At 66.1% G+C, this 24,314-nt stretch carries 21 protein-coding genes and 1 tRNA gene; 8 read left to right on the top strand and 14 right to left on the bottom strand.

Features of this window, described 5'->3' with window-relative positions; all coding sequences use genetic code 11:
• Nucleotides 1-47: 47 nt before the first annotated feature.
• From GGR48_RS05070 to smpB, 6 genes are all read right to left on the bottom strand, one after another.
• Nucleotides 48-398: a response regulator gene (locus tag GGR48_RS05070; RefSeq protein ID WP_037567620.1), complete on the bottom strand. Its 351-nt coding sequence runs from the start codon at nucleotides 396-398 to the stop codon at nucleotides 48-50.
• Between the two features lie 25 nt (nucleotides 399-423).
• Nucleotides 424-2,829 carry a hybrid sensor histidine kinase/response regulator gene (locus GGR48_RS05065; protein ID WP_183950797.1) on the bottom strand — a complete coding sequence of 802 codons (2,406 nt, stop codon included), beginning with the start codon at nucleotides 2,827-2,829 and terminating at the stop codon, nucleotides 424-426.
• 73 nt (nucleotides 2,830-2,902) lie between these two features.
• Nucleotides 2,903-4,930: a M13 family metallopeptidase gene (locus GGR48_RS05060; protein WP_183950796.1), complete on the bottom strand. Its 2,028-nt coding sequence runs from the start codon at nucleotides 4,928-4,930 to the stop codon at nucleotides 2,903-2,905.
• A 68-nt stretch (nucleotides 4,931-4,998) separates the two neighbouring features.
• Nucleotides 4,999-7,056 (bottom strand): M13 family metallopeptidase, encoded by a 2,058-nt coding sequence (locus GGR48_RS05055; protein ID WP_183950795.1) that lies wholly within the window; start codon nucleotides 7,054-7,056, stop codon nucleotides 4,999-5,001.
• A gap of 72 nt (nucleotides 7,057-7,128) precedes the next feature.
• Nucleotides 7,129-7,704, bottom strand: a complete 576-nt coding sequence (locus GGR48_RS05050; protein ID WP_240455979.1) for a DUF2062 domain-containing protein — start codon at nucleotides 7,702-7,704, stop codon at nucleotides 7,129-7,131.
• The gene (gene smpB / locus GGR48_RS05045; protein WP_007403364.1) at nucleotides 7,704-8,183 is read right to left on the bottom strand and encodes an SsrA-binding protein SmpB; all 480 of its coding nucleotides are present in this window, start codon (nucleotides 8,181-8,183) and stop codon (nucleotides 7,704-7,706) included. The genes GGR48_RS05050 and smpB overlap by 1 nt, the downstream gene beginning before the upstream one ends.
• A gap of 128 nt (nucleotides 8,184-8,311) precedes the next feature.
• Here smpB and GGR48_RS05040 point away from each other — a divergent pair, with 128 nt between their 5' ends.
• Complete coding sequence (locus tag GGR48_RS05040) at nucleotides 8,312-9,211, top strand: endo alpha-1,4 polygalactosaminidase (protein WP_244954849.1); 900 nt, start codon at nucleotides 8,312-8,314, stop codon at nucleotides 9,209-9,211.
• Here the strand turns inward: GGR48_RS05040 and GGR48_RS05035 are convergent.
• Together GGR48_RS05035 and dapA are read right to left on the bottom strand one after the other, a co-directional pair.
• Nucleotides 9,198-9,518: a hypothetical protein gene (locus GGR48_RS05035; RefSeq protein ID WP_183950793.1), complete on the bottom strand. Its 321-nt coding sequence runs from the start codon at nucleotides 9,516-9,518 to the stop codon at nucleotides 9,198-9,200. The two genes, GGR48_RS05040 and GGR48_RS05035, sit on opposite strands and share 14 nt — an antisense overlap.
• 81 nt (nucleotides 9,519-9,599) lie before the next feature.
• The gene (gene dapA / locus GGR48_RS05030; RefSeq protein ID WP_183950792.1) at nucleotides 9,600-10,499 is read right to left on the bottom strand and encodes a 4-hydroxy-tetrahydrodipicolinate synthase; all 900 of its coding nucleotides are present in this window, start codon (nucleotides 10,497-10,499) and stop codon (nucleotides 9,600-9,602) included.
• Nucleotides 10,500-10,579: 80 nt separating this feature from the next.
• On the opposite strand from dapA, the gene GGR48_RS05025 reads away from it, so the two are divergent.
• The 3 genes from GGR48_RS05025 (at nucleotide 10,580) to GGR48_RS05015 (ending at nucleotide 13,992) form a co-directional block, all read left to right on the top strand.
• Nucleotides 10,580-12,574: a lytic transglycosylase domain-containing protein gene (locus GGR48_RS05025; RefSeq protein WP_183950791.1), complete on the top strand. Its 1,995-nt coding sequence runs from the start codon at nucleotides 10,580-10,582 to the stop codon at nucleotides 12,572-12,574.
• Between the two features lie 30 nt (nucleotides 12,575-12,604).
• Nucleotides 12,605-13,087 carry a transcription elongation factor GreB gene (gene greB / locus GGR48_RS05020; protein ID WP_183950790.1) on the top strand — a complete coding sequence of 161 codons (483 nt, stop codon included), beginning with the start codon at nucleotides 12,605-12,607 and terminating at the stop codon, nucleotides 13,085-13,087.
• Between the two features lie 113 nt (nucleotides 13,088-13,200).
• Nucleotides 13,201-13,992, top strand: coding sequence for an NYN domain-containing protein (locus GGR48_RS05015; RefSeq protein WP_183950789.1), 792 nt, complete (start codon nucleotides 13,201-13,203; stop codon nucleotides 13,990-13,992).
• 3 nt (nucleotides 13,993-13,995) lie between these two features.
• Here the strand turns inward: GGR48_RS05015 and GGR48_RS05010 are convergent, their stop codons facing one another.
• Together GGR48_RS05010 and ettA are read right to left on the bottom strand one after the other, a co-directional pair.
• Entirely contained in the window at nucleotides 13,996-15,180 is a 1,185-nt protein-coding gene (locus GGR48_RS05010) for a sensor histidine kinase (RefSeq protein ID WP_221211386.1), read from the bottom strand.
• Between the two features lie 169 nt (nucleotides 15,181-15,349).
• On the bottom strand, nucleotides 15,350-17,029 hold the full coding sequence (gene ettA, locus GGR48_RS05005; RefSeq protein ID WP_183950788.1) for an energy-dependent translational throttle protein EttA: 1,680 nt from the start codon (nucleotides 17,027-17,029) through the stop codon (nucleotides 15,350-15,352).
• Nucleotides 17,030-17,137: 108 nt separating this feature from the next.
• Here ettA and GGR48_RS05000 point away from each other — a divergent pair, with 108 nt between their 5' ends.
• From GGR48_RS05000 to GGR48_RS04990, 3 genes are all read left to right on the top strand, one after another.
• Nucleotides 17,138-18,535, top strand: a complete 1,398-nt coding sequence (locus GGR48_RS05000; protein WP_183950787.1) for a M20/M25/M40 family metallo-hydrolase — start codon at nucleotides 17,138-17,140, stop codon at nucleotides 18,533-18,535.
• 200 nt (nucleotides 18,536-18,735) lie between these two features.
• Complete coding sequence (locus tag GGR48_RS04995; RefSeq protein ID WP_183950786.1) at nucleotides 18,736-19,002, top strand: hypothetical protein; 267 nt, start codon at nucleotides 18,736-18,738, stop codon at nucleotides 19,000-19,002.
• 144 nt (nucleotides 19,003-19,146) lie between these two features.
• Nucleotides 19,147-19,222 (top strand) — tRNA-Ile (locus GGR48_RS04990).
• 12 nt (nucleotides 19,223-19,234) lie between these two features.
• On the opposite strand, the gene GGR48_RS18300 is transcribed toward GGR48_RS04990, so the two are convergent.
• On the bottom strand, nucleotides 19,235-19,882 hold the full coding sequence (locus GGR48_RS18300) for a methyl-accepting chemotaxis protein (protein WP_183950785.1): 648 nt from the start codon (nucleotides 19,880-19,882) through the stop codon (nucleotides 19,235-19,237).
• 127 nt (nucleotides 19,883-20,009) lie between these two features.
• On the opposite strand from GGR48_RS18300, the gene bfr reads away from it, so the two are divergent.
• Complete coding sequence (bfr, locus tag GGR48_RS04980; RefSeq protein ID WP_183950784.1) at nucleotides 20,010-20,531, top strand: bacterioferritin; 522 nt, start codon at nucleotides 20,010-20,012, stop codon at nucleotides 20,529-20,531.
• A gap of 216 nt (nucleotides 20,532-20,747) precedes the next feature.
• Here the strand turns inward: bfr and der are convergent, their stop codons facing one another.
• The 3 genes from der to GGR48_RS04965 all read right to left on the bottom strand — a co-directional run bounded on the left by der (nucleotide 20,748) and on the right by GGR48_RS04965 (nucleotide 24,209).
• Nucleotides 20,748-22,121, bottom strand: a complete 1,374-nt coding sequence (der, locus tag GGR48_RS04975) for a ribosome biogenesis GTPase Der (protein WP_183950783.1) — start codon at nucleotides 22,119-22,121, stop codon at nucleotides 20,748-20,750.
• Nucleotides 22,122-22,218: 97 nt separating this feature from the next.
• A complete protein-coding gene (locus tag GGR48_RS04970) occupies nucleotides 22,219-23,544 on the bottom strand; it encodes an outer membrane protein assembly factor BamB family protein (protein WP_183950782.1) in 1,326 nt (441 codons plus the stop codon).
• Nucleotides 23,541-24,209 carry a tetratricopeptide repeat protein gene (locus tag GGR48_RS04965; protein ID WP_240455980.1) on the bottom strand — a complete coding sequence of 223 codons (669 nt, stop codon included), beginning with the start codon at nucleotides 24,207-24,209 and terminating at the stop codon, nucleotides 23,541-23,543. Before GGR48_RS04965 ends, GGR48_RS04970 begins: the two co-directional genes overlap by 4 nt.
• Nucleotides 24,210-24,314: the final 105 nt, after the last annotated feature.

Here is a 24,314-nt window from a genome sequence, read left to right as displayed (position 1 = left end):
TTCGCATCCGCCGCTTTTCGCGGGACTTTGAAAGCCCCGCTTAGGCCTTAGAGCGACCCCAGCGCCTTGGCCACGCCGTCCATCGTGAACGGCTTTTGCAGGCGCGGGCGATCGCGGAACCGCTCGTCGACCGCATCATCGGAGCCGCCGGTGGCGAAGACGAAGGGCACACCGCGCTCCGCCAACGCTTCGGCGACGGGGGTGCTCTTCTGGCCGCCCCGCAGGTTGACGTCGAGGATCGCGGCATCGATACCGCCCTCTGCAACCCGCGCGAGGGCGTCGTCGACGCTGTCGACGGTGCCCGCCACCTGTTTGTCGAGGACGTCCAGGAAATCCTCGAGCATCATGGCGATAAGGGGTTCGTCCTCCACGATGAGGATCTGCACGGGCTCTGTCATCGATACCGCCATAACATGCTTTGCGTCATCCGCCAGCGGGTTGTTGCGCCAGCGCCGCCTGCGTCGCCTCCGCCAATTGCTGTACCGAGAAGGGCTTGGGCAGGAAGCCGACATTGGGCAGCGTGATCGACTTGCGAAGCTGTTCCTCGGCATAGCCCGACATGAACAGCACCGCGAGGTCGGGATAGCGCTTGCGCACCAGGCCGACCATGGTCGGACCATCCATCGTCGGCATGACCACGTCGGAGATCAGCAGGTCGGGCTTGCCATGCTTGTCGAGCATCTCCAGCGCCGCCTCGCCATTCTCGGCCGCCAGAACACTATAGCCCTGGCGCGACAAGGCCCGCTCGGCGACCGCGCGGACCATGTCCTCGTCCTCGACCAGCAGGATCGTGCCCGACCCCCAGGGCGTCGCCGTTGCACGCGAGGCCGGCTTGCCGGCGGGCAATTGCGCAGCCGGCACCGCCGGGGCGGCATGGACCGGCAGGTAGATCGAGAATTTGGCGCCGCCCCCGGCCGGCGAATCGGCGAAGATATAGCCGCCTGACTGTTTGATGATGCCGTAGACGGTCGACAGCCCCAGGCCGGTGCCTTTGCCAAGCTCCTTGGTGGTGAAGAACGGCTCGAAGATCTTGGGCAGGATTTCGGCCGGGATGCCGGTGCCGTTGTCGCTGATGATCAGCGCGGTATAGTCCGCCGCCGGCAGGATGTCGTTGCCCATCGCGCGCACGTCCGCCATCGACACGGCGCGCGTCTGGATCGTCAGGATGCCGCCGCCGACCGGTTCATTCTCGAGGATGGCGTCGCGGGCATTGACCGCCAGATTGACGACGACCTGCTCCAGCTGCCCCGGATCGGCGCGGATCGGCCCCAGATTGCGGCCATGGCTGACGTCCAGCCGCACCCGTTCGCCGAGCAGGCGCTTGAGCAGGTTCGACACCTCCGACACGACGTCGGGCAATTGCAGGATTTGGGGCCGCAGCGTCTGTTGCCGCGAGAAGGCGAGCAGCTGACGGGTCAGGCTGGCCGCGCGGTTGGAGTTCGTCCGGATCTGCTGAATGTCGTCATAATCGCTGTCACCCGGCGAATGGCGCATCAGCATCAGGTCACAATGTCCGATGATCGCGGTCAGGATGTTGTTGAAGTCATGCGCCACACCGCCAGCGAGCTGGCCGACCGCCTGCATCTTGGTCGCTTGCGCGACCTCGCGCTTCAGGCGGCTTTCCTCCGAATTGTCCTTCAGGCTGAGCAGCACCGCCGCCTCACCCAGCCCGCGCGCACCCGCGATGGTCAACGCGACCGGCTCTTCGGGATGATCCTTCAGGCGGACCGCCATATCCGCCGAATGGGTCGCGCCACCGGCAAAGCGCCGGATCGCGTCGGCGACCGCCGCCTTGTCCTCGCGCACCACCAGATCGCCCGGATAGAGCGGCGGGGTCGCGCCGCTGACTCCGGCGGCGCGCATGAAGGCCGAGTTCATCTGGATGAACCGCCCATCGCGATCGACGAGCGCGATGCCGAAGGGCATCAGCGCGACCAGACCACGCACATGGCTGCCGGCATTGGCGCCAACGGGCGGCACCATATGCGGCTCCTCGTCGAGAAGGATGACGAGCATCGGCGCGCCCTCCCCCTCGACAAAGGGCACCTGAAGGATGCGTAGCGCCTTGTCGCTGCCCGTCTCGCTCGCGAACTGGACATGACCACTGGCACCGGGAGACAGGAACGTGGCGAAGTCGCGGCCGACGATCGACATCATCTCGCCGCCCATCGCGCGGGCGCACAAGGCGCGGTTGGCGGCGCGCACGCGGCCATCCGGGGCGATCAGCGCGGCCATGATCCCGGCCGCGCCAAGCCGGTCGCCATGGATGCCGCCGATCAGCCCCTCCACCGTCTCGGCCAGGTCCTGTTCCTCGGCGATGGCGAAGCGCCAGACCAGCAGGTCGGCCTCGTCGCCCGCGCGGGTGACGAGCACCGACAGCTCGGTCCCCATCACCGCGATCCGGTCCGCCCGGCCCAGGCCGTCGCGCCACGCCGCCCTGCCCGCCTGCGCCAGCGCCTCGACGCTGGGGGCATCCAGCGGCACGCCAGGCGGGGTCGGCATCATCGGGAAGAGCGAGGCATAGGCGTCGTTGGCGCAGACCAGTCGCCCGGCGCGATCGGTGACCGCGATCGCGTCCGCACTGGCATCCGCCACGACGCGGGTGAAATCCCAGTCGATGGTCCGGCGGGTCTGCTCGGTCGCCGGACGCAGCAGACGCCATGCGGCGATGACGCCGAAGGCCAGCAGCGCGGCGGCGAGAAAGCCCAGCGCCACGACCCAATCCCGGACCGCGAAGAATAGCAACGCCGCAGCCCCCAGTCCGCTGACGGTCGAGACGATCGCGGCGCTTTTCAGCGGGGACAAGGCTGGGGGAGACGCGGTCGCCATGACGAAACTCTTCATCCGGCGACCGGGCACGGGTCAAGCGTGATCCTGTGCCCGGTCACGTCTCCGGCATGGTTTACCAGATGCGGACGCGCTGGTCGGGCGCCAGATACAGCGTCTCGCCCGGCTTGGGCTGATAGGCGGCATACCAGGGGTCCAGATTGCGCACGACCCAGGCCCGCTGCTGCGACGGCGAATGCGGATCGGTCAGCAGGCGGTTGCGCAGGTTCGCTTCACGGTAATTGCGCCGCCAGACCTGCGCCCAGCCCAGATAGAAGCGCTGGTCGCCGGTGAAGCCGTCGATCACCTTGGCCGGCCGGCCGCCCAGCGACGCGTGATAGGCGTCATAGGCGACCGACAGACCCGCCAGATCGGCGACATTCTCGCCCAGCGTCAGCGCGCCCTTCACATGCAGGCCGGGCAGCGGCTCATAGGCGTCATATTGCTTCACTAGCGCGCCCGTGCGCGCCTTGAACGCCGCGACGTCGGCGGGCGTCCACCAGTCGGTCAGCTGGCCCTTGGCATCGAACTTCGATCCCTGATCGTCGAAATGATGGCTCAGCTCATGGCCGATCACCGCGCCGATGCCGCCATAATTCACCGCCGGATCGGCTTTGGGGTCGAAGAAGGGCGGCTGCAGGATCGCCGCCGGGAAGACGATCTCGACCATGCCAAAATTGGCATAGGCGTTCACCGTCATCGGGGTCATGCCCCATTCCCAGCGCTGGATCGGCTTGCCGAGATGCGCGATGTTATCCTCGTGCCGCCACTGGGCTGCCCGCAGCGCGTTGCCGAAGGCGTCGCCGGATACGATCTTCAGCCCCGAATAATCTTTCCACCGGTCGGGATAGCCGATCTTGGGCGTAAAGGCGGCGAGCTTGGCATGTGCCTTGGCCTTGGTCTCCGGCGCCATCCAGTCGAGCTGGTCGATACGCTTTCCCATCGCGGTCAGCACGTTCCGGACCAGCTTGTCGGCCGCCGCCTTCGTCTCGGGCGGGAAGTAGCGCGCGACATAGACCTTGCTGACCTCGTCGGCGAGCGCGCTGCTGGTGAAGTCGACCGCGCGCTTCCAGCGTTCCTGCTGCTGCGGCGTGCCCGACAGGGTGGTGCCGTAGAACGCGAACTGCTCGCGATCGAACTGGGCGGGCAGGACACCGGCGAACTGGTCGAGCGAGCGGACCAGCAATTGATCCTTCAACACCGCGATCGGCGTCGCCTGGATCAGCGCGGCGATGCCGGTGACGGCGGTCGGCTGCGCGACGACCAGCGTGTCGACCGGGGTGCCGACGCCCTTGAGGTAGGTCGCGAAGTCGAAACCCGGCGCCATCTTCGCCAGATCGGCGACGCTCATCTTGTTATAGGTCTTGGTCCGGTCGCGGCTGTCGATCCGGGTCCAATGGACCTTGGCGATCTCGGTCTCGAATGCGAGGATGGCCTGGGCGCGCGCCTCGGCATCGGGTTCGCCGGCCATGGCCATCATCTTGGCAAGATGTGCCTGATAGGCGGTGCGCGCGGCCACCAGCTTGGGATCGCTGCTCAGATAATAGTCGCGGTCGGGCATGCCGAGGCCCGCCTGGCGCAAGCCCACCGTGTAGATGTCGGGCTGGCGCGCATCCTGGCCGACGCCCGAGCCGAAGGGAATGTCGACGCCGTTGCGATCCGCCTCGGCCAGAAGCGCGGCATAGCCGGACATGTCGCCCAGCCCCTTGATCCGGTCGAGCCACGGCTTGATCGGGCTCAGCCCCTTGGCTTCGATCGTGCCGGTGTCGAGATAGGTGGCATAGGCGGTGCCGATCTGGTTCCGCTGCCCCTTGGCCTGTTCGAGGATGGTATGGGTCCGCTCGCGCGACAGGTCGGCCAGCACGTCGAACGCGCCATAGCTCGCCTTGTCGGCGGGGATCGCGGTCGTCTTCGCCCATTCGCCATTGGCGAAGGCATAGAAGTCGTCGCCGGGGCGAACCGACTTGTCCATGCCCTTCTCGTCGAAGCCGAAGCGCCCATAGGTCGGGCCGTTGGCGGGGGCGGCGCGGTTCTGCGCCTGCAACGCCACGCCCCCCGTGATCGCGGTCGCGCCCAGCAGCGCGGCGATGACCAGGTTCTTCATCATTCTCTCCAAAAAACAAAGCCTCTCCCGATCGCGCGATCGGGAGAGGCCAGAGGTCTGTTATCGTCTTACCAGATGCGGACGCGCTGCGCGGGCGGCAGCGCCATCTTGTCGGTCGGCTGCACCTTGAACGCCGCATACCAGGGGTCGAGGTTGCGGACGGTCAACACCCGCTCATGGCCCGGCGAGTGCGGGTCGGAGAGCAGCGCCTGGCGCAGCGCCGGTTCGCGCCACTTGGTCCGCCACACCTGCGCCCAGCCATAATAGAAGCGCTGGTCGCCGGTCGTGCCGTCGATCACCGGCGCGGGATTGCCGCCCAGCGACTTGTGATAGGCGTCGAGCGCGACGGTCAGGCCCGCCAGATCGGCGATGTTCTCGCCCAGCGTCAATTCGCCCTGGACATGCTGGCCCGGCAGCGGCTCATAGGCGTCGTACTGCTTCACCAGCGCATCGGTGAAGGTCTTGAACCGCGCCACGTCCCGCGCCGTCCACCAGTCGGTCAGCTTGCCGGTCGCGTCATATTTGCGGCCCTGATCGTCGAAGTGATGGCTGATCTCATGCCCGATCACCGCGCCGATGCCGCCATAGTTGACCGCCGGATCGGCCTTCGGATCGAAGAAGGGCGGCTGGAGGATCGCCGCCGGGAACACGATCTCGTTCATCGGCGGGTTGGCATAGGCGTTGATCGTCATCGGCGTCATGAACCACTCGCCGCGATCGATCGGCTGGCCCAGCTTGTTGAGGTCGCGCTGGAACTCGAAGGCGTTGGCGCGCGCGACATTGCCGACCAGATCACCGCGCTGGATGGTCAGGCCTGAATAATCCTTCCACTTGTCGGGATAGCCGATCTTGGGCGTGAAGGCCGCGAGCTTGGCCAGCGCCTTCTGCTTGGTCTCGGGCGCCATCCATTCCAGGTTGCGCAGGCGGTCGCCCATCGCCGCGATCAGGTTCTTGACCAGCGCGTCGGCGGCGGCCTTCGATTCCGGGGGGAAATATTTGGCGACATATTGCTTGCCGACTTCCTCGCCCAACCCTTCGGAGACCAGACCGACACCACGCTTCCAGCGCGGCTGCTGCTGCGGCGTGCCCGACAGGGTCGTGCCGTAGAAGGCGAAGTTGGTCTTGTCGAAATCGCTCGACAGATAGGAGGCGTAGCTGCGCAGGACCTTAAGCATCGCATAGTCCTGCAGGACGTTCAGCGGCGTCTCGGCATAGAGCTTGGCCTCGCCGGTCACCGCGCTCGGCTGTGCGACCAGATAGGCCGGACGGTTGGCGACGCCCAGCGTCTGCATATACTGCGCCCAGGGGAAGCCCGGCGCCTTGGCGGTGAAGTCCGCCGCCATCCACTTGTTATAGGTCTTGTCCGCATCGCGGCTCTCGACGCGCGTCCAGTGGACGTTCGCCAGTGCCTTTTCGAAGTTGAAGACGGCGGCCGCGCGCGCCTCGGCATTGGGCTCGCCGGCCAGCGTCAGCATCCGGGCGAGATAGGCCTGGTAGGCGGTGCGCACCGATGCCAGCTTGGCATCGTCCTTCAGATAATAATCACGGTCCGGCAGGCCCAGCCCGCTCTGGCTGAAGCTGACGATATAGGTGTCGGGCGCCTTGTCGTCCTGCCCGACATAGGCGCCGAAGGGCGCGCCGACGCCCTGACGCTGGAGCTTGGCCATCTCGATGGCCAGCGCGTCGCGGTCCTTGGTCGCGCGGATCGCGCTCAGCCATGGCTTGACCGGCGCGGCCCCCTTCGCATTGACGGCGGCCTCGTCCATGAAGCTGGCGTAGAAGTCACCCGCCTTGTTGCCCGGCTGCTTGGTCGCCTCGTCCAGGATGGTGCGGGTCTGCTCCAGCGAGCGGTCCTGAAGCACATGGAACATGCCATAGGTCGAGCGATCGGCGGGGATCGTCGTCGCCTTGTACCAGGTGCCGTTCGCATAATCGAAGAAGTCGGTGCCCGGCTTCACCGAGGTGTCACGCCCCGCCATGTCGAAACCGAAATCGCCGATCTCGGGACCGTTCTTGGCATTGGGCTTGACCGGGCCGACGGCGGCCTTGTCGATCGGCGCCTGGGTCTGGGCGATGGCGGGGGAAACCGTGGAGGCGAGAAGTGCGGCAATCAGAACAGAGCGCATCTGAGTTCCCAAATAGGACAGTGATGCGGCTGTTGTAGCGGGCCGCCAAGCCCAGTCAAACGATACGCCGGTTCAAATATGCGCCGATTTGCGGCGGTTACGCCATTTCCGTGCGATCCACAGCCGCCACCCCAAGGCCGACGCCGCATAGCCGACGACCGCACAGCCGGTGGTCAGCACGCACAGCCCCAGGCCGAAGGCCGGCCCCTGCTCCCACAGCCAGTGAAAGGCGCTCGTCGCCCATTGCAGCCAGCCGGTCGCGGCCTCCGCCACCGGCTGCGTATTGATCGGCGTGTCGCTGCGCAGCAGCAGCGTACCGATCCGATAGGCGATCAGCCACAGGATCGGTGTGGTCAGCGGATTGGTGATGAAGGTCGTCAGCGCCGCGACCGGGACGTTGGCGCGGAACGGCAGCGCGAAGACGGCGGCGATCGCGATCTGCGCGACGGGAAACAAAAAGCCCGCAACCACGCCGAGCGCGACCCCGCGCGGCACCGACCGGCGGGTGAAGCGCCACAATTCGGGCGCGAGCACCCGGTGCGCGACCGGCCGGAGCAGCCGGTTCTTCTCCATCGAATCGCGGGTCGGCATGTTGCGCCGCATCCACGCCAGCGATCGGTTCCACATGGTCGGCGCGGCGGAGGCCATCAGCCGCGATCGCGCAGGATACGGCCCTGCTCGCGCTTCCAGTCGCGCTCCTTGATCGAATCGCGCTTGTCGTGCGCCTTCTTGCCCTTCGCCAATGCCAGCTCCACTTTCGCGCGGCCGCGCGAATTGAAATAGATCATCAGTGGCACCAGGGTCATGCCCTCGCGCGCCACCGCTCCGTGAAGCTTGTTTATTTCGCGCTCATGAAGGAGCAATTTACGAGGCCGCTTGGCTTCGTGATTGAAGCGATTGCCATGGCTGAATTCGGGGACGTTGGAATTGACCAGCCACACCTCCTCGCCACGCACCTCGGCATAGGATTCGGCGATCGATCCCTCGCCGAAGCGGAGCGATTTCACCTCGGTCCCGGTCAGGGCGATACCAGCCTCATAGGTGGTCTCGATGGCATAGTCGAAGCGGGCGCGCCGGTTCTCGGCGACGATCTTCTTCTTGTCGAATGTCTGGGGTTTCGGGCGCATGGACGGCTCGATGTAGGCGCTTGCGTCCGCCATGAAAAGCCGGTCGATGGCGATGTCCCGTTTCCGTTCGGCACGCCGCCACCATCGGACTGGCGCATTGGGCCCGCGGGGCGCTAGGCGACGGCATGATGATCCGCCCCACCCTCCCGGCCTTCCGCCTCGCCCTGATCGGCGCGCTGACCCTTGCGACCGGCGGCTGTGGCGGGGGCAGCGGCCAGGATGAGCCGTCGACGCCGATCGTCACGCCGACCGCTACCCCTACGCCCGCACCCTCCCCCAGCCCGACCGGTTCGCCCGCTGGCTGGTGGCGGCCCGATCGGACCTTGAGCTGGCAGTGGCAGCTCAGCGGCACCGTCAATACCGGCTATGCGGTACAAGCCTATGACATCGACCTGTTCGACACGCCGGTCACGACCATCGCCGCGCTGCATGGCGCGGGTCGCCGCGTGATCTGCTATTTCTCCGCCGGATCATCCGAGAACTGGCGCAGCGACGATGCGAAGTTCGCGGAGGCCGATCGTGGCAAGGCCCTGGACGGCTGGGCCGGCGAGCGCTGGCTGCGCACCGATTCGGCGACCGTGCGCGCGGTAATGACGGGGAGGCTCGATCTCGCACGAGCCAAGGGCTGCGACGCGGTCGAGGCGGATAATGTCGAGGGCTATGCCAATGCCAACGGCCTGGGCCTGACCGCCGCGATGCAGCTCGACTATAACCGGTTTCTCGCGACCGAGGCGCATCGTCGGGGACTGGCGATCGGGTTGAAGAACGATCTCGACCAGGTGGCGGCGCTTCAGCCCGCCTTCGACTTCGCGGTCAACGAGCAATGCCATGAATATGGCGAATGCGGGAGCTATTCCGCATTCCTGGATGCCGGCAAGCCGGTGCTGGTCGCCGAATATGCCGACCGGTATCGAACCAACGCCAATGGTGCGCGCGATACGATGTGCGTCGCATCGCGCGCGCAAGGGGTGAGAACGCTGGTCCTGCCCCTCAAGCTCGACGACAGCTACCGCTTCACTTGCGACTAGCGCCGGGGAGCGGGATTTTCAGCCACATCATGATGCGATTGCTGGGGAAACCGCCCACCCCGACCTGTTCGACATCGGCCGAGGCGGTGCCGACACCCGGAATGGCGACCGCCGCCCTGGGCAGACCACCCTTATCACCGTAATCGGGAATGGGGCGCAGCCGATCCGCCTCCGACGATCGTCCGCAAACGACTACCTCGTCGCCGCTATCGCTCGGTGGGCAGTGCCGGTTCGTCGTCGGCTTTCGGGGCACGGGCAGGACGGGCCCTGCCACCGCCTGCGCCAACACCACCAAGGACATCCACATAGGCCGACCACTCCCATCGCCGCCCCGCTTGACTGATCGCAAGGTCGGCGAGGATTACGGCGACAAAAGGGCCAGTCGGCGTCAGATCAGCCCGGCATGCGCCAGCGCCGCATCGACCAGCGCCCGCGACGCTTCCGACGGCCAGGTCATCGGCAGGCGGATGCCGGTCGCGAAGCCCGGAATGACCCGGCTGAGCGCATACTTGACCGGCCCCGGCGAGGCATCGGTGAACATCGCTTCGTGCAGCGGAAACAGCCGGTCGTGCAGCTCCAGCGCGCGCGCCATATCGCCCGCCGCACAGGCCGCCTGGAAGTCGGCCGACAGGCGCGGCGCGACATTGGCGGTGACCGAGATGCAACCCACCCCGCCCATCGCGTTGAAGGCGAGCGCGAGGTCGTCGTTACCCGACAGCTGGCAGAAGTCCGGGCCGAGCGCGGCACGGTGATGGGAAACGCGAGCGAGCGCGCCGCTGGCATCCTTCACCCCGACGAAGATCTCGGGCGCGGCCTGGACCACGCGGATCAGCGTCGCGGGTTGGATGTCCGTCACCGTCCGGCCCGGCACATTGTAGAGGACGATCGGCAGCGGCGCACCGTTCGCCAGTTCGGCGAAGTGGCGGACGATCCCTTCCTGACTCGGCCGGTTGTAATAGGGCGGGACCATCAGCGCGGCATCGGCGCCGGCGGCCTGCGCGGCCTTCAGATTTTCGACCGCGACGATCGTGTCGTTCGATCCCGCGCCCGCGATTACCGGCACGCGCCCCCGTGCCTGATCGACGCAGACGCGGACGACATGGAAATGCTCGTCCTTGGGCATGGTCGCGGCCTCGCCCGTGGTGCCGCAGGCGACCAGTGCCGACGAACCCTGCTCGATCTGCCATTCGACGAAATCGCGGAATCGGCCTTCGTCGAACGCACCGCCGACATGATCGCCGCGATCCTCGAACGGCGTCACCAATGCGGGGATAGATCCTGAAAACATGAGAGGAAATGCGCTCCTGCCGCGCCGAAATTTGGAATTTGTTCAGGACATGTACGGGTAGAGGCCCTATTCTGTCCACCATGATGGCATTGACGAAAGCGGGCGCCCTTCTGGCGACACTGGCGGGAGCCCTGGTCGCGCCCGGCGGGCAGGACCAGCTCGAACTGTATCGTACGCAGATGGCGAATATGAGCCCGAACGGGGTCGCCGCGCCCAGCGACGGCGCGATCGCCGCCGCGCTGGCGCAGTGGCGGGCGTTGCAACAGACCGACTCCCTGCCCTTCGACAGCTATGCCGGCTTCCTGATGGCGCATCCCGGCTGGCCGGGCGAGAGCGGCAATCGCCGCGCGGCCGAGCGGCAGGCGGCGAACTTCACCGCCGCACCCGGCAGCATCGTCGCCTATTTCCGCCGCTTCCCGCCTCAGACGGCGGCCGGCGGCGTCGCCTATGCCCGCGCGCTGATGGCGACCGGCGCGCCCGGCGAAGCGGCGCAGGCCGCGCGTGCGGCGTGGCGGCGCGGCGCGCTGTCGCCCACCGACGAAGCGCTGGTGCTGTCGACCTTCGGCTCGGCCTTGACGCCCGACGATCATGACGCCCGCATGGACACCCTGCTGTGGAGCGGACAGACGACCGCGGCGCAGCGGGTGCTGGGCTATACCAGTTCGGCGCGCCGCCCGGTCTTCGCCGCGCGGCTGGCCTTCCGCACCAAATCGGCCGATGCCGCGAGCATTTCGGCTTCGACCGCCGAACTCTACGCCAATGACGCCGGCTATGTCGCCGACCGCGCCATGTGGCTGCGCAATACGGGCGACAGCATGACCGCGCGGTCGTGGCTGGCGCGCCCCCGACAGCTGACGGTGCGGCCGGGCAATGTCGAAGAATTCTACGAAACGCTGCTGCTCAACGCGCGCGCGGCGGCCTCCGACAATCAGCTTCAGACCGCCTATGACATCGCGCGGCAGGTCGACGACGCCTATCCTGCCGGCACCGATGTCTCGAAGCAGCCCTATGGCGAGCGCGACGACTATACCAGCCTGGTCTGGCTGGGCGGACAGACGGCGATGAAGCTGGGCCGCCCGGCCGATGCGATGACGCTGTTCGACCGCTACGGCCGGGGCAGCCAGTCGCCGCAAACGCGCGCCAAGGGCTTTTACTGGGCGGGCCGCGCGGCGCAGGCTGCCAATCGTCCGGCAGAGGCCGCCGGCTATTTCAACCGCGCCGCCGAATATCGCGACCAGTTCTACGGCCAGCTCGCGCTCGAACGCACCGGCCGGCCGTTGACCGCACCGCCGGCGCTCGCCTCGGGCGGGGTGCCCGCCGCGACCCGCGCGGTCTTCGACGCGCGTGAGACGGTGCGCGCCGCGCGCTTTCTGGGCCAGATCGGCCAGTGGCAGGATCAGACGGCGTTCGTCCGCCAGATCGCCGCGGATGCGACCGATGAGAACGACCATCTGCTCGCGGTCGACCTGTCGCGCAGCATCGCGCGCCCCGACCTGGCCGTCATGGTCGGCCGTAGCGCGCTGCAGAATGGGCTGACCGATTATTCGGCGGCGGGCTTCCCGACGATCAGCGTGCCCTCGGGCTATGACTCGAGCTGGACGATCATCCACGCGATCGCCCGTCAGGAAAGCCAGTTCGATCGTGCCGCCGTCAGCCATGCCGGTGCGCGCGGGTTGATGCAGCTGATGCCCGCGACCGCCGCCGAACAGTCTAACAAGATCGGCATCTCCTATTCGCCGGCAGCCCTGACCACCGATCCCAACCTGTCGATCCGGCTCGGGGCCAGCTATTTCGAGCGTATCCGTAGCAATTTCGGCAGCTATCCGCTTGCGATCGCGGCCTATAATGCTGGCGGCGGCAATGTGAACAAGTGGCTGCGCCTGAACGGCGACCCGCGCACCGGCTCGGTCGACATCGTCGAGTGGATCGAGGCCATCCCCTATATGGAAACCCGCAACTATGTGCAGCGGGTGCTCGAAAACGCGGTCGTCTATGATCTGATGAACCCCGCCCGCGCCACCAGCCGGGGGCCGACGCCGCTCAGCTGGTATCTGGGCAAGTCGCAGCCGGGTTGATTGCCGGGCGGCGCGCGATAGAGCAAGGCGATGGATCGCCCCAACTATATCACGCCCGCCGGCTATGCCGCGCTTCGCCAGGAATATGAGGCGCTGTTCGCGGTCGAGCGGCCCAAGCTGGTGGATACCATCGCCTGGGCCGCCGGCAATGGCGACCGGTCGGAAAATGGCGACTATATCTATGGTCGCAAGCGGCTGCGCGAAATCGACCGTCGACTGGGCTGGCTGTCCAAGCGGATGAAGGCCGCCAAGGTCATCGATCCCGCCCGTCAGGAAGACCGGTCCAAAGTCTGGTTCGGTGCGACCGTCACCATCGCCGACGAGGATGATAACGAACGCATCCTGACGCTGGTCGGCGACGACGAGGCGGATGCGGGCAAGGGCCGTGTCGGCTGGAACGCGCCACTGGTGCGTGCGCTGCGCGGTGCATCGGTCGGCGACCTGCGGCGCGTGACGCTGCCCGCCGGCGAGCGGGAATATGAAGTGATTGCCATCACCTACCCGACGGAGTGACGAACGGATCGCAGTCCGTACGGCGTATTTCGCGCAAAGCTGACGATCATTACCGGAGCGAAACAAGCGTTTCGCGCTTGGCCGGCGAAGCACGGCTTTGCTAGATCGATGCCATGAACGCCCTGACCCGCAACATCGCGCTGCTCATCGATGCCGACAATGCCCAGTCGGCGGCCATCGACCCGGTCCTGACCGTCCTGGCCGAGCTGGGCACGGTCAATGTCCGCCGCGCCTATGGCAACTGGTCCAAGCCGGGTCTGAAGGGCTGGCGCGACGTGATGGTCAAGCATGGCATCGAGCCGCAGCAGCAGTTCGACCTGACCAAGGGCAAGAACGCCACCGACATGAAGATGACCATCGATGCGATGGACCTGCTGTTCCGGGGGCGGATCGACGGGTTCGGGATCATGTCGTCGGACAGCGACTTCATGCCGCTGGCCACGCGCATCCGGCAGGACGGCTTTCCGGTCTATGGCTTCGGCAACAGCCGGACGCCCGAGGCGTTCAAACAGGCATGCAGCCGCTTCATCGACGTCGGCGCGCTGATCGGCGGCGGTACGCCCGCCAGCGCGACCAAGCCTGTCGCTGCCAAGCCGAGCACCGCCGATGTGCCGCTCGCCGATTCGCTGCCCCCTGCGATCGAACTCGGCAAGCGGACGGCGGGCACGCCGCAGCCGATCGATGAGGAACTGCTCAAGCTGCTGGTCGACGCCTATAATTCGGTGAAGCGCGACGAGCGCGGCTTCGCCAGCCTGTCCGCGATCGGCCAGCTGGCCGGCAACCGCTCCAGCTTCGACACGCGCAATTACGGGTTCAAGCGCCTATCCGACCTGATCGAGGCGATCCCCAATTTCCAGACCGAACGGCGCGAGGACGGGCGGACCTTCGTCAAGCGGGTCCGCTGATCCTCACGATCGCGGATCGGGCATGGTCAGCGTGGCGCAGGTCCCCGGGTCCATCGTCTCGAACCTGATCTCGCCGCGCAACTGCCGGGCCAGGCTGGCGATCATCCGCATGCCCAGGCTGTGGCGCGAGGCGGCCTTCATGTCGAAATCGGCGGGCAAGCCCTGGCCATGGTCGCGGACCGATAGGACGATGTGCCCCTCGCGGGCGTGCAGCGCCACATCGATGGCCCCGCCCGATTCGCCATAAGCGTATTTGATGGCGTTGGTCAGCAGCTCGGTCAGCATCAGGCCGATCGGAATGGCCGTATCCGCGCTGATCTCGATCGCCTCGATGTCGCAGTGAACCTGATGGTTCTTCGCCTGCTCGGCCAGTTGTTCGGCAATGCCGCAGGCCAGATGGTCGAGTGAGACGATCCCCACCCGGTCGCCGCGCCAGAGCTGGTCGTGTGTCTGCGCGATCGCCGTGATCCGCGCCTGCGCGTCGTTCAGCATGCGCAGGACGCGGGGATCGTCATCCTCCTGCTTCTGGAGGTTGAGCATCGCCGATACCAGCGCGAGGCTGTTCTTGACGCGGTGGCTCGCCTCGCGGGTCAGCAATTGCTGATGCTCGACCGCCTCGGCCAGGCGCCGCTCGGCTTCCTGACGTTCGATCGCCACGCCGATCAGATTGGCGAAACCCTGCATGAAGGCGAGATCGGCCTCCTCGAACCGACCCTCGTCGGGGCTGTCGACCTCCAACACGCCGTAACGCTGCCCCGATGCTTCGACCAGGACGTTGATCGCGCGGCGGATATGGTGGTCGGCCATGAACTGAGGGGTGCGAAACCGCTCTTCCTGATCGAGATGGTTGGAGATCACCCCCTGCCCGGTCTGAAGCGCGAAACCGGCGGGCGAGCCGAGATCGGTGCGCATCTCGGTCGATCCGACCACGCCGGGACCCCAGCCTACACCGGTCCGGACGAGCAGGGTCTCGCGGTCGGCGCGATATTCCAGGAACTTGCAGAAGCGCGAACGCATCCCCTCGGCGCAGAGTTCGGTCGCGCGCTGGAGCATCGGGTCCAGGTCACGCGCGCGCAACGCCTCGATCCCGAACGCGGCGAGCACCGATTGCTGACGAAGCCGGTAATGCAACTGGCCCGCGCCGGCGACTTCCATATCCTCGCCCTGCGCCTGTTCCACTACCGCCATTCGTTATCCAACCCCTTTGATCGCCTTGAGAATAGGCAATGGGCCAACCGATTTAAAGCCGTACCGGTTGCGCTGCGAAACGACCCGCCCTGATTTCACGGGCACCGGACACGACAACGCCCTCCCCGATCGCTCGGGAAGGGCGTCGTTCCGCCCGCGAAAATGCGGATCAGCGCGTCAGCTTCTTATAGGCCAGACGGGTCGGACGATCGGCAGCATCGCCCATGCGGCGACGCTTGTCCTCTTCGTACGATTCGTAATTGCCCTCGAACCATTCGACATGACTATCGCCTTCGAACGCCAGGATGTGCGTGCAGAGGCGGTCGAGGAAGAAGCGATCGTGGCTGATGACCACGGCGCAGCCGGCGAACGTCTCCAGCGCCTCTTCGAGCGCGCGCAGCGTTTCGACGTCGAGGTCGTTGGTCGGTTCGTCGAGCAGCAGGACGTTGCCGCCCTCCTTCAGCATCTTGGCCATGTGAACGCGGTTGCGCTCACCGCCCGACAGCTGGCCGACCTTCTTCTGCTGGTCGGGGCCGCGGAAGTTGAACGCGCCGACATAGGCGCGGGTGCCCAGTTCCTGCTTGCCGAAGCGGAAGACTTCCAGTTCGTCGGAGATTTCCTGCCAGACATTCTTGTTGGGATCGAGTTCGTCGCGGCTCTGGTCGACATAGCCCAGCTTGACGGTCGAGCCGATCTCGATCGTGCCGGCATCGGGCTGTTCCTGGCCGGTGATCAGCTTGAACAGCGTCGACTTGCCCGCGCCGTTCGGCCCGATCACGCCGACGATGCCACCCGGCGGCAGCATGAAGTCGAGATTTTCGAACAGCAGCTTGTCGCCGTACGACTTGGTCAGCCCCTTGGCCTCAATCACCTTGCCGCCCAGGCGCTCGGGGATCTGGATCAGGATCTGCGCCTTGCCCGCGACGCGGTTCTCCTGCTTCTCCATCAGTTCCTCGAACGCACGGATACGTGCCTTCGACTTGGTCTGACGAGCCTTGGGCGTCTGACGCATCCAGGCCAGCTCGTCGGCGATCGCCTTCTGCTTGCCCGCCTCGTCGCGCTCTTCCTGATCGAGGCGCTTGGCCTTCTTTTCCAGATAGCCGGAATAGTTGGATTCGTAGGTGTAGTAGCGACCGCGATCCAGCTCGAGCACCCAGTTCACGACGTTGTCGAGGAAGTAACGGTCGTGGGTGACGAGGATGACGTTGCCGGTATATTCCTTGAGGTAGTTCTCAAGCCACGACACGCTCTCGGCGTCCAAGTGGTTGGTCGGTTCGTCGAGCAGCAGGATGTCGGGCTTTTCGAGCAACAGCTTGCACAGCGCCACGCGACGCTTCTCACCGCCCGACAGGCGGGTGACGTCGGCATCGCCCGGCGGGCAGCGCAGCGCTTCCATCGCCTGTTCCAGCTGGCTGTCGAGCGACCAGCCGTCGACAGCGTCGATCTTGGCCTGAAGCTCGCCCATCTCTTCCATCAGGGCGTCGAAATCGGTGTCGTCCTTCGGGTCGCCCATTTCGGCCGAGATGGCGTTGAAACGATCGACCAGATCGGCGATCGGGCGCACGCCGTCCTTGACGTTGCCCATCACGTCCTTGGACGGATCGAGCTGCGGCTCCTGCGCCAGATAGCCGACGCGGACGCCCTCGGCGGCCCAGGCCTCACCGGTGAAGTCGGTGTCCATGCCCGCCATCACCTTCATCAGCGTGGACTTGCCCGCGCCGTTCGGGCCGATGATCGCGATCTTCGCGCTCGGCAGGAACTGGAGGTGGATGTTGTTGAGGACAGGCTTGTTGGCGCCGGGGAAGGTCTTGGTCAGACCCTTCATCACATAGGTATATTGGACGGCCATGGCGGCGCGGGGCTCCGTGCTTTTTTGCGACTGTGGGATATTTGGCCGCCCATGTAATGGTTGCGCGGGCGGTTGGCAAACGGGGGCGAGTGGGCGACAGTCCCATTCATGAAGCGTTTCGTCCTTGCGGCCCTGACCGCCTCCGCCCTGTCGACCCCAACCCTGGCGCAGCGAACCCCGCCACCCGCGCCCGCGCAGGTCGCGCCGGAGGTCGATCGGCTGCGCGACGCCGCGCTGACCGACACGGTCGCCTGGGACATCGTCGAGGGGCTGACGACCGAGGTGGGCCAGCGACTGGCGGGCACCGAGGCCGAGGCACGGGCGCGCCAATGGGCGGTCGCGCGACTGACCGCGCTCGGCTTCAAGAATGTGCGAATCGAACCCTATCGCATGCCGGTATGGGAGCGCGGGGCGGAGAGCGCCGAGGTGATCAGCCCGTTTCCGCAGAAGCTGACGCTGGCGGCGCTCGGCCATTCCGCCGCGACGCCGGCCGCCGGGCTGACCGCCGAGGTCGCCGTCTTCCCCAGCATGGCGGCGTTCCAGTCGGCCCCCGACAGCGCGATCAAGGGGCGGATCGTCTATATCGGCAACGCGATGCCGCGCACCCAGGACGGATCGGGCTATGGCGCCTATGGCACCGCGCGCTTCACCGGGCCGGCGCTGGCGTCGCAGCGCGGTGCGGTCGCGATCGTCATCCGCTCGATCGGCACCGACCATCATCGCTTTCCGCACACCGGCACGACCAACTTCCCCGTCGGCGTGACGCCGATCCCGGCGGCGGCGCTGTCCGTTCCCGATGCCGAGCAGCTGGAGCGGATCGCCGCGCGCGGCAAGCCGATCCGCATGAAGCTGGTCCTCACGCCGCGCATGGTCGGAACCCGCGAATCGGGCAATGTCATCGCCGAAGTGCCGGGCAGCGACCCGTCCGCCGGGATCGTCCTGGTGGGTGGCCATCTCGACAGCTGGGACCAGGGCACGGGCGCGATCGACGATGCCAGCGGTATCGCAATCACGGCCGCCGCCGCCAAGCGAATCATGGATGCGGGCCAGCCGCGTCGCACCATTCGCGTCGTCTGGTTCGGCGCGGAGGAAGTCGGCGGGCTGGGCGGCGCGGCCTATGCCAAGGCGCATGGCAATGAGCGTCACGCCACTGCCTCCGAAAGCGATTTCGGCGCGGATCGCATCTGGCGGTTCGAGGTCAACCTGCCCGCCGGCGCCAGACCGGTCGCCGATCGGCTGCAGACCGCACTCGCCCCGATCGGCGTGGCGCGCGGCAGCGGGCTGGGCGGTGACGGCACGGACATCGGCCCGACGCTGAAGCTAGGCACCGCCGCGATCGACCTCAACCAGTCCGGCTGGGACTATTTCGACACCCACCACACCCCGGACGACGTGATCGATCGGATCGACCCCGCCGCGCTGCGCCAGAATGTCGCCGCCTGGACCGCGATGCTGGCGGTCGTGGCCAACGCCCCGGAGGAGATCGGCCCGGTGACGCCACGCTAAGCCATTTGGCGCTCAAAAATCGGGTAACACTTTGGTAACGCCAACGCCTTGAAAAAGCCTGATAGGCGCCATCGGTTCGTCGCGAACCTTGCCGCGAAGTGAATTTTGCGGATTGACCGCGATGAACCGCGCGTTATTTGAGCCGCTTCGCGACGGCATTCGGGCCGGCCGCGATTTTTGCTTTGCTTGGGAGCATTCGAATGAAGAAGATCGCTTTCGTTCTCGCTGCCGCCGGCCTGATGTCCGTCGCCGCATGCACGAAGTCGCCGGAAGCAGCCGCTGTTGAGAACAACGCGGACATGCTGGCCGACAACATGGAAATGCAGGCCGACAACCTCGAAGCGGTTGCCGACAACACCTCGAACTCGGCCGCTGCCGCGACCCTCGAGAACGCTGCCGACAACATGAACGCCGCTGCCGACAACGTCCGTGACGCTGCCGACGCCAAGGCTGACAACATGCAGTAATGTTGTTTCGGACCTTCGGGTCCGAAGCACGACTGTTTGTCGGAAAAAGGGTGCCTTCTTGATGAAGGCGCCCTTTTTCTTTGCCGATAATTGGCGATGCCGGTTGCGAACGCCCCGTTCATCACGCTACGGGGCATCAAGGTGGGGCCTGTAGCTCAATGGTTAGAGCTGGCCGCTCATAACGGCTAGGTTGCGGGTTCGAGTCCTGCCGGGCCCACCAAATCACCCCGGATCATGTCAGGCGCAGCGACGCCTCGTTGATCCGACCGATCTCCAGCAGCACGTCCGATGTTTCCAGCGACAGGTTGCGGACCTCGTCGGCCACGACCGCGAAGCCGTGCCCCTGGCTGCCCAGCCGCGCCGCCTCGATCCGCGCGTTGAGCGCGACGAGACGGGTATTGGCCGCGATTTGCCTGACCCGCTCCAGCATCGCCTGCGCCTGCCGGGCCAGATCCTCGCGGGCCGCGCTGACCCGTTGCAACTGCCGCTCGTGCGTGACGTCGATAAAGGTCAAGGTCGCCCCACCATCATCATGGGGATGAAAGGTGATCTCGAAGACCGTCCCGTCATCGAAATGGTGATCGAACCGCCGTTGCAGGCCCTCGGCCGCCCAGTTGCGGTGGTTCTCCATGATGGTCGCCTTGCGATCCTCGGACCAGCCGACGACCTCCCCGACACGGTCGATATAGTCCGCAAGCGTGGACCCGATGGTCACGGCCAGTTCGGGGATGCCGAATAACCGGCTGACATAATGGTTGATCAGGCAGATGCGTTCGTCACGGTCGTAGATCACGATGCCGTGGCGCAGATACTCCAATACCTTCGCCAGTTGCTCCCCCGGCCCGATCGACACCACCCGTCCTTCGCCCCCGCTTAACATGTATCAGCGGCTATCATGTTTCGTCCGCGATGAAAGCCCCGTTTCGCGCGCAGGGGTGACACCACCCCTGTCGCTTCCCGCCAACCGGCGTTAGAATGGGACCGAAACGATCACGAAGGACGAGCATATGGCGGTAAAGGGCGACCCCAAGGTCATCGAATATCTGAACGAAGCGCTGAAGAATGAGCTGACCGCGATCAACCAGTATTTCCTGCACTATCGCCTGCTCGACCATTGGGGCGTCTACAAGCTCGCACAGTTCGAATATAAGGAATCGATCGACGAGATGCGCCACGCCGACTGGCTGGCCGAGCGCATCCTGTTCCTCGACGGCCTGCCCAATTTCCAGCTCCTCGGCCGCCTGCGCATCGGCGAGACGGTCGAAGAGGTGCTGAAGGGCGACCTGGCGATCGAGATCGAAGCCGTCGCCCAGCTGAAGGAAGCCATCGCCTATTGCGAAGAGGTCAAGGACTTCGTCAGCCGCGACCTGTTCACCCGTATCCTCGCCAGCGAGGAAGAGCATGTCGACACGCTGGAGCGCCAGTTCGAGATGATCGCGCGCATGGGCATTCAGAATTATGTCCAGCTGAACGCGATGGCGGAGAACGACACGCCCAAGTCGGGCGCGGCGCCGCATCTTCAGGGCTGAATAGGAAAGGGCGGATCAAGCGATCCGCCCTTTTCCTCAGGTCGGGAATAATCCCCAACCGCCGTTCAGCCTGAGCGAAGTCGAAGGCCACGGGTTGACGGTAAGGCTGGGCGCACCATCGCCGGGCGTTTGGCAGATGCCTTCCCGTGGCCTTCGACTTCGCTCAGGCTGAACGGCGGTGGGAACGTGGGGCACCCTATAGCGCCCCGCCCTTGATCAGTCCTTTTTCCCGAACGGGTTCTTCGGCGCCCGCAGCGTCAGGCGCACCGGCACCGCGCCGAAGCCCAATTCCCGCCGCATCGAATTGACCAGATAGCGTTCATAACTAGCCGGCAGCTGGTCGACCCGCGTGCCGAAGATGACGAAGCTCGGCGGACGCGACTTGATCTGGGTGACATAGCGCAGCTTGATCCGCTTGCCGCCGGGGGCGGGCGGCGGATTGGCGTCGACGGCGCGTTCGAACCAGCGATTGAGTTCGCCGGTCGGCACGCGCTTCGACCAGGCGGCGCGGGTTTCGAACGCCGCTTCGATCAGCGTGTCGAGCCCCTTGCCCGTCGCGGCCGACACCGCGAGCAGCGGCACGCCCTTCACCTGGCTGAGCCCGTCCTCCAGCGCCTTTTTCACGCCGTTGAACAGCGACGACGGATTTTCCGCCACGTCCCATTTGTTGAGCGCAATCAGCAGCGCGCGGCCTTCTTCCAGCACGCGATCGGCGATGCGCAAATCCTGCGATTCCAGCCCCAGCGTCGCATCGAGCAGCAGGACCACCACCTCGGCGAAATCCACCGCGCGTAAGGCATCGGCGACCGACAGCTTCTCCAGCTTGTCCTGCACCTTGGCCTTCTTGCGCATGCCGGCGGTGTCGATCAGCCGGACCTGCCGGATTTCGCCATCACGGTCGCGCCATTCCCAATCGATCGCGATCGAGTCGCGAGTGATGCCCGCCTCCGGCCCGGTGATCAGGCGATCCTGGCCCAGGAAGCGGTTGATGAGCGTCGACTTGCCGGCATTGGGCCGTCCGACGATCGCCAGCTTCAGCGGGGCATAAGGATTTTCGAGGTCGACCTCCTCTTCTTCCTCGTCCTCCTCACGGTCGATGAAGGGAAGCAGCGCCTCGAACAGGTCGCCCACACCCTCGCCATGTTCGGCCGACAGCTGCACCGGATCACCGAAGCCCAGCGCCAGCGCTTCGAGAATACCCTGCTCGGCCGCGCGCCCTTCCGCCTTGTTGGCGGCGAGCACGATCGGCGTGTCCGAACTGCGCAGCCAGCGGGCGATCTCCTCGTCGAGCGGCATCACGCCGGCACGCGCATCGACCAGGAACAGCGCGACATCGGCCTCACCCACCGCCGCCTCGGTCTGGCGACGCATGCGGCCGGGCAGCGTATCGGGGTCTTCATCCTCATAGCCGGCCGTGTCGATCACGCGGAAATCGAGGCCGAGAAGGTGTGCGTCGCCTTCGCGCCGGTCGCGCGTCACGCCGGGCCGGTCGTCGACCAGCGCCAGCTTCTTGCCGACCAGACGGTTGAACAGCGTCGACTTGCCGACATTGGGACGGCCGACGATCGCGACGATAGGGAGTTTTGCCATCGCGCTCCGTTAGCGAAAGGCAAGCCATTCGTCACGGGGATAGCAGCATGAAATATAACGCCCCGTGGAACAAATCTTCCACGGGGCGAGACATGGCTTACTTATAGGCGGCGATCCGCCCTTTCTGATCGAGGACGTAGAGCGTCCCGTTGGCCACGATCGGCGGCAGCGCGAAGGGTGTCTTGGTCTCGATCGTCGCCTGCACCGCACCGTCACCCGGATTGGCATAGACGATCTGGCCGTCCGAATTGGTCAGGATCAGGCGATTGCCCGCCAGTAGCGGACCGAACCAGATGATGGCGCCGGTCTTCTTCTTCTCGTTGCGGAAGCGCGGCAGCTGCGCGATCCAGCGTGCCTTGCCGCTCGACCGGGCCAGTGCGACCAGCCGCGCATCATCGGTGACGAGGAAAATCCACTCGCCCGCGATCCACGGCGTCGAGATGCCCGCGAAATTCTGCTCCCACAGCCGCTGGCCGGTCGACAGTTCCAGCGCGATCATGCGACCGCCCTGGCCAAGCGCATAGACGCGGCCCTGGTCGATGACCGGTGCGGCGTCGATGTCCGACAGCGTCGACACCGAGGTCGAGATGCTGGTCCGCGACAGCGCATCCTGCCACAGCATGCGGCCATTCTCGTAACGATAGGCGTTCAGCTCGCCGCTCGAGAAACCGGCGACGATCGTGCCCTGGCTGGCGGCGGGAGCGGCGACGCCGAACACGCCCTGGGTCTCCAGCGTCCCCTGCCCGGCCCAGATGATCTTACCATCGGTCTGGTTCAGCGCGTAGAGCTGGTTATCCTGGGTCAGGACATAGACGTTGCCGTTGGCGATGGTCGGCGATCCGCGCAGCGGGCCGCTGGGCTTGGCCCGCCACAGCACCTTGCCGTCGGCGGCACTGGCGGCGATCACGTCGCCCAGGCCGTCGGTGGCGAAGACGGTGCCGCTGTCATAGCTGGCGCCGCCGCCGAACCGGGCGAGACGGTTCTCGTCGCCCTCGGTCACGGCGGTCGACCAGAGCCTGGCACCGGTATCGGCGTTCAGCGCGACCAGATTGCCCTGCGCGTCGACGACGAACAGCTTGCCTTCGGCGACGACCGGCGCGGCACCCAAGGGATCGCGGACCGAGCCGCCATCGATGCTCGACTCCCACAGACGCTGGGGCTGTTCCGCGAGCGCCAGCTGGCCCATCGACTTGGCGGCGTTACCGCCCGGCTGGCTCCATTCGGGGTTCGTCTCGGGCGCGGGCAGCAACACCTGCACATCGGCGATCGTCTTGTCCGCCTCGACCCCGTTTTCCGAGACCAGGATCGGCACGCGGTCGCCGATCGTCGGAGTGGTCTTCTTCGGCGCGCCCTTGAACACGCCACAGGCGCCCAGCGCCATCAGCGCGGCAAGCGCCGCCGAGGTGCGGAAATGCTTCGTCATTGGGTCTTGGTGTCCTCGCTCTGGCCGACCGCATCGACCCCCAATACGCCGGCCATCTGAACCGCACGTTGCCGCAACGTATCGGGCACATCCTTCTCGCTGGCAATCTGACCGAACAGACGCCCCGCCTCGGCACGCTTGTTCTGGCGCAGATAGGCGACCGCGACCATCTCGCCGGCGCTGCCGAACCACGCATTGCCGGGCACCGCCATGCCGCGCAGGCGGGCGATGACCGCCTCGGGCTTCAGCGTGTCATATTCGGCCATGGTCTGGCGGATGAGCGCCAGATCGCGGAAGGGCTGCGCCAGCGAGGCGTCGTTCGCGATCGCCGCGAAGCGCGCCGCCGCGCCCTTCAGGTCGTTGCGCTGGAGCAGGATGTCCGCCTGGGTGAAGCTGGCGAGCGCGCGATAGGCGTCGACATCCGAATTGGCGAGCGGCGCCAGCTTGGCCTGGGCGGTCTTCACGTCGCTCTGGCCGAGCGCGTCATAGGCCGCCTGAAGCTGCTCGCCATCGGCGCCCGCCTGTTCATGCTGGCGATGCTGCCAATAAAGATAGCCGCCAAAGGCCGCCAGTCCGATCAGGATCACCGCGCCGACGACCAGACCCCAACGGGTCCAAAAGCTGGTCAGCCTTTCGCGACGCAATTCGTCGTCGACCTCACTCATGAAGGCCTGGCTGGATTGGGGCGTTAGGGCCAAGTCGGGCTCCGCTATTTGGGATCAGGCAATAATGAAGCCGCGACCTTTAGCGAGGAGCAGCCCCGGTGGGAA

It is taken from the genome of Sphingomonas pseudosanguinis (assembly GCF_014196255.1).
Classification (GTDB): Bacteria; Pseudomonadota; Alphaproteobacteria; order Sphingomonadales; family Sphingomonadaceae; genus Sphingomonas; species Sphingomonas pseudosanguinis.
The sequence above is the reverse complement of the archived record's forward strand: the minus strand, read 5'-3'. Positions and strand labels throughout refer to the sequence as shown.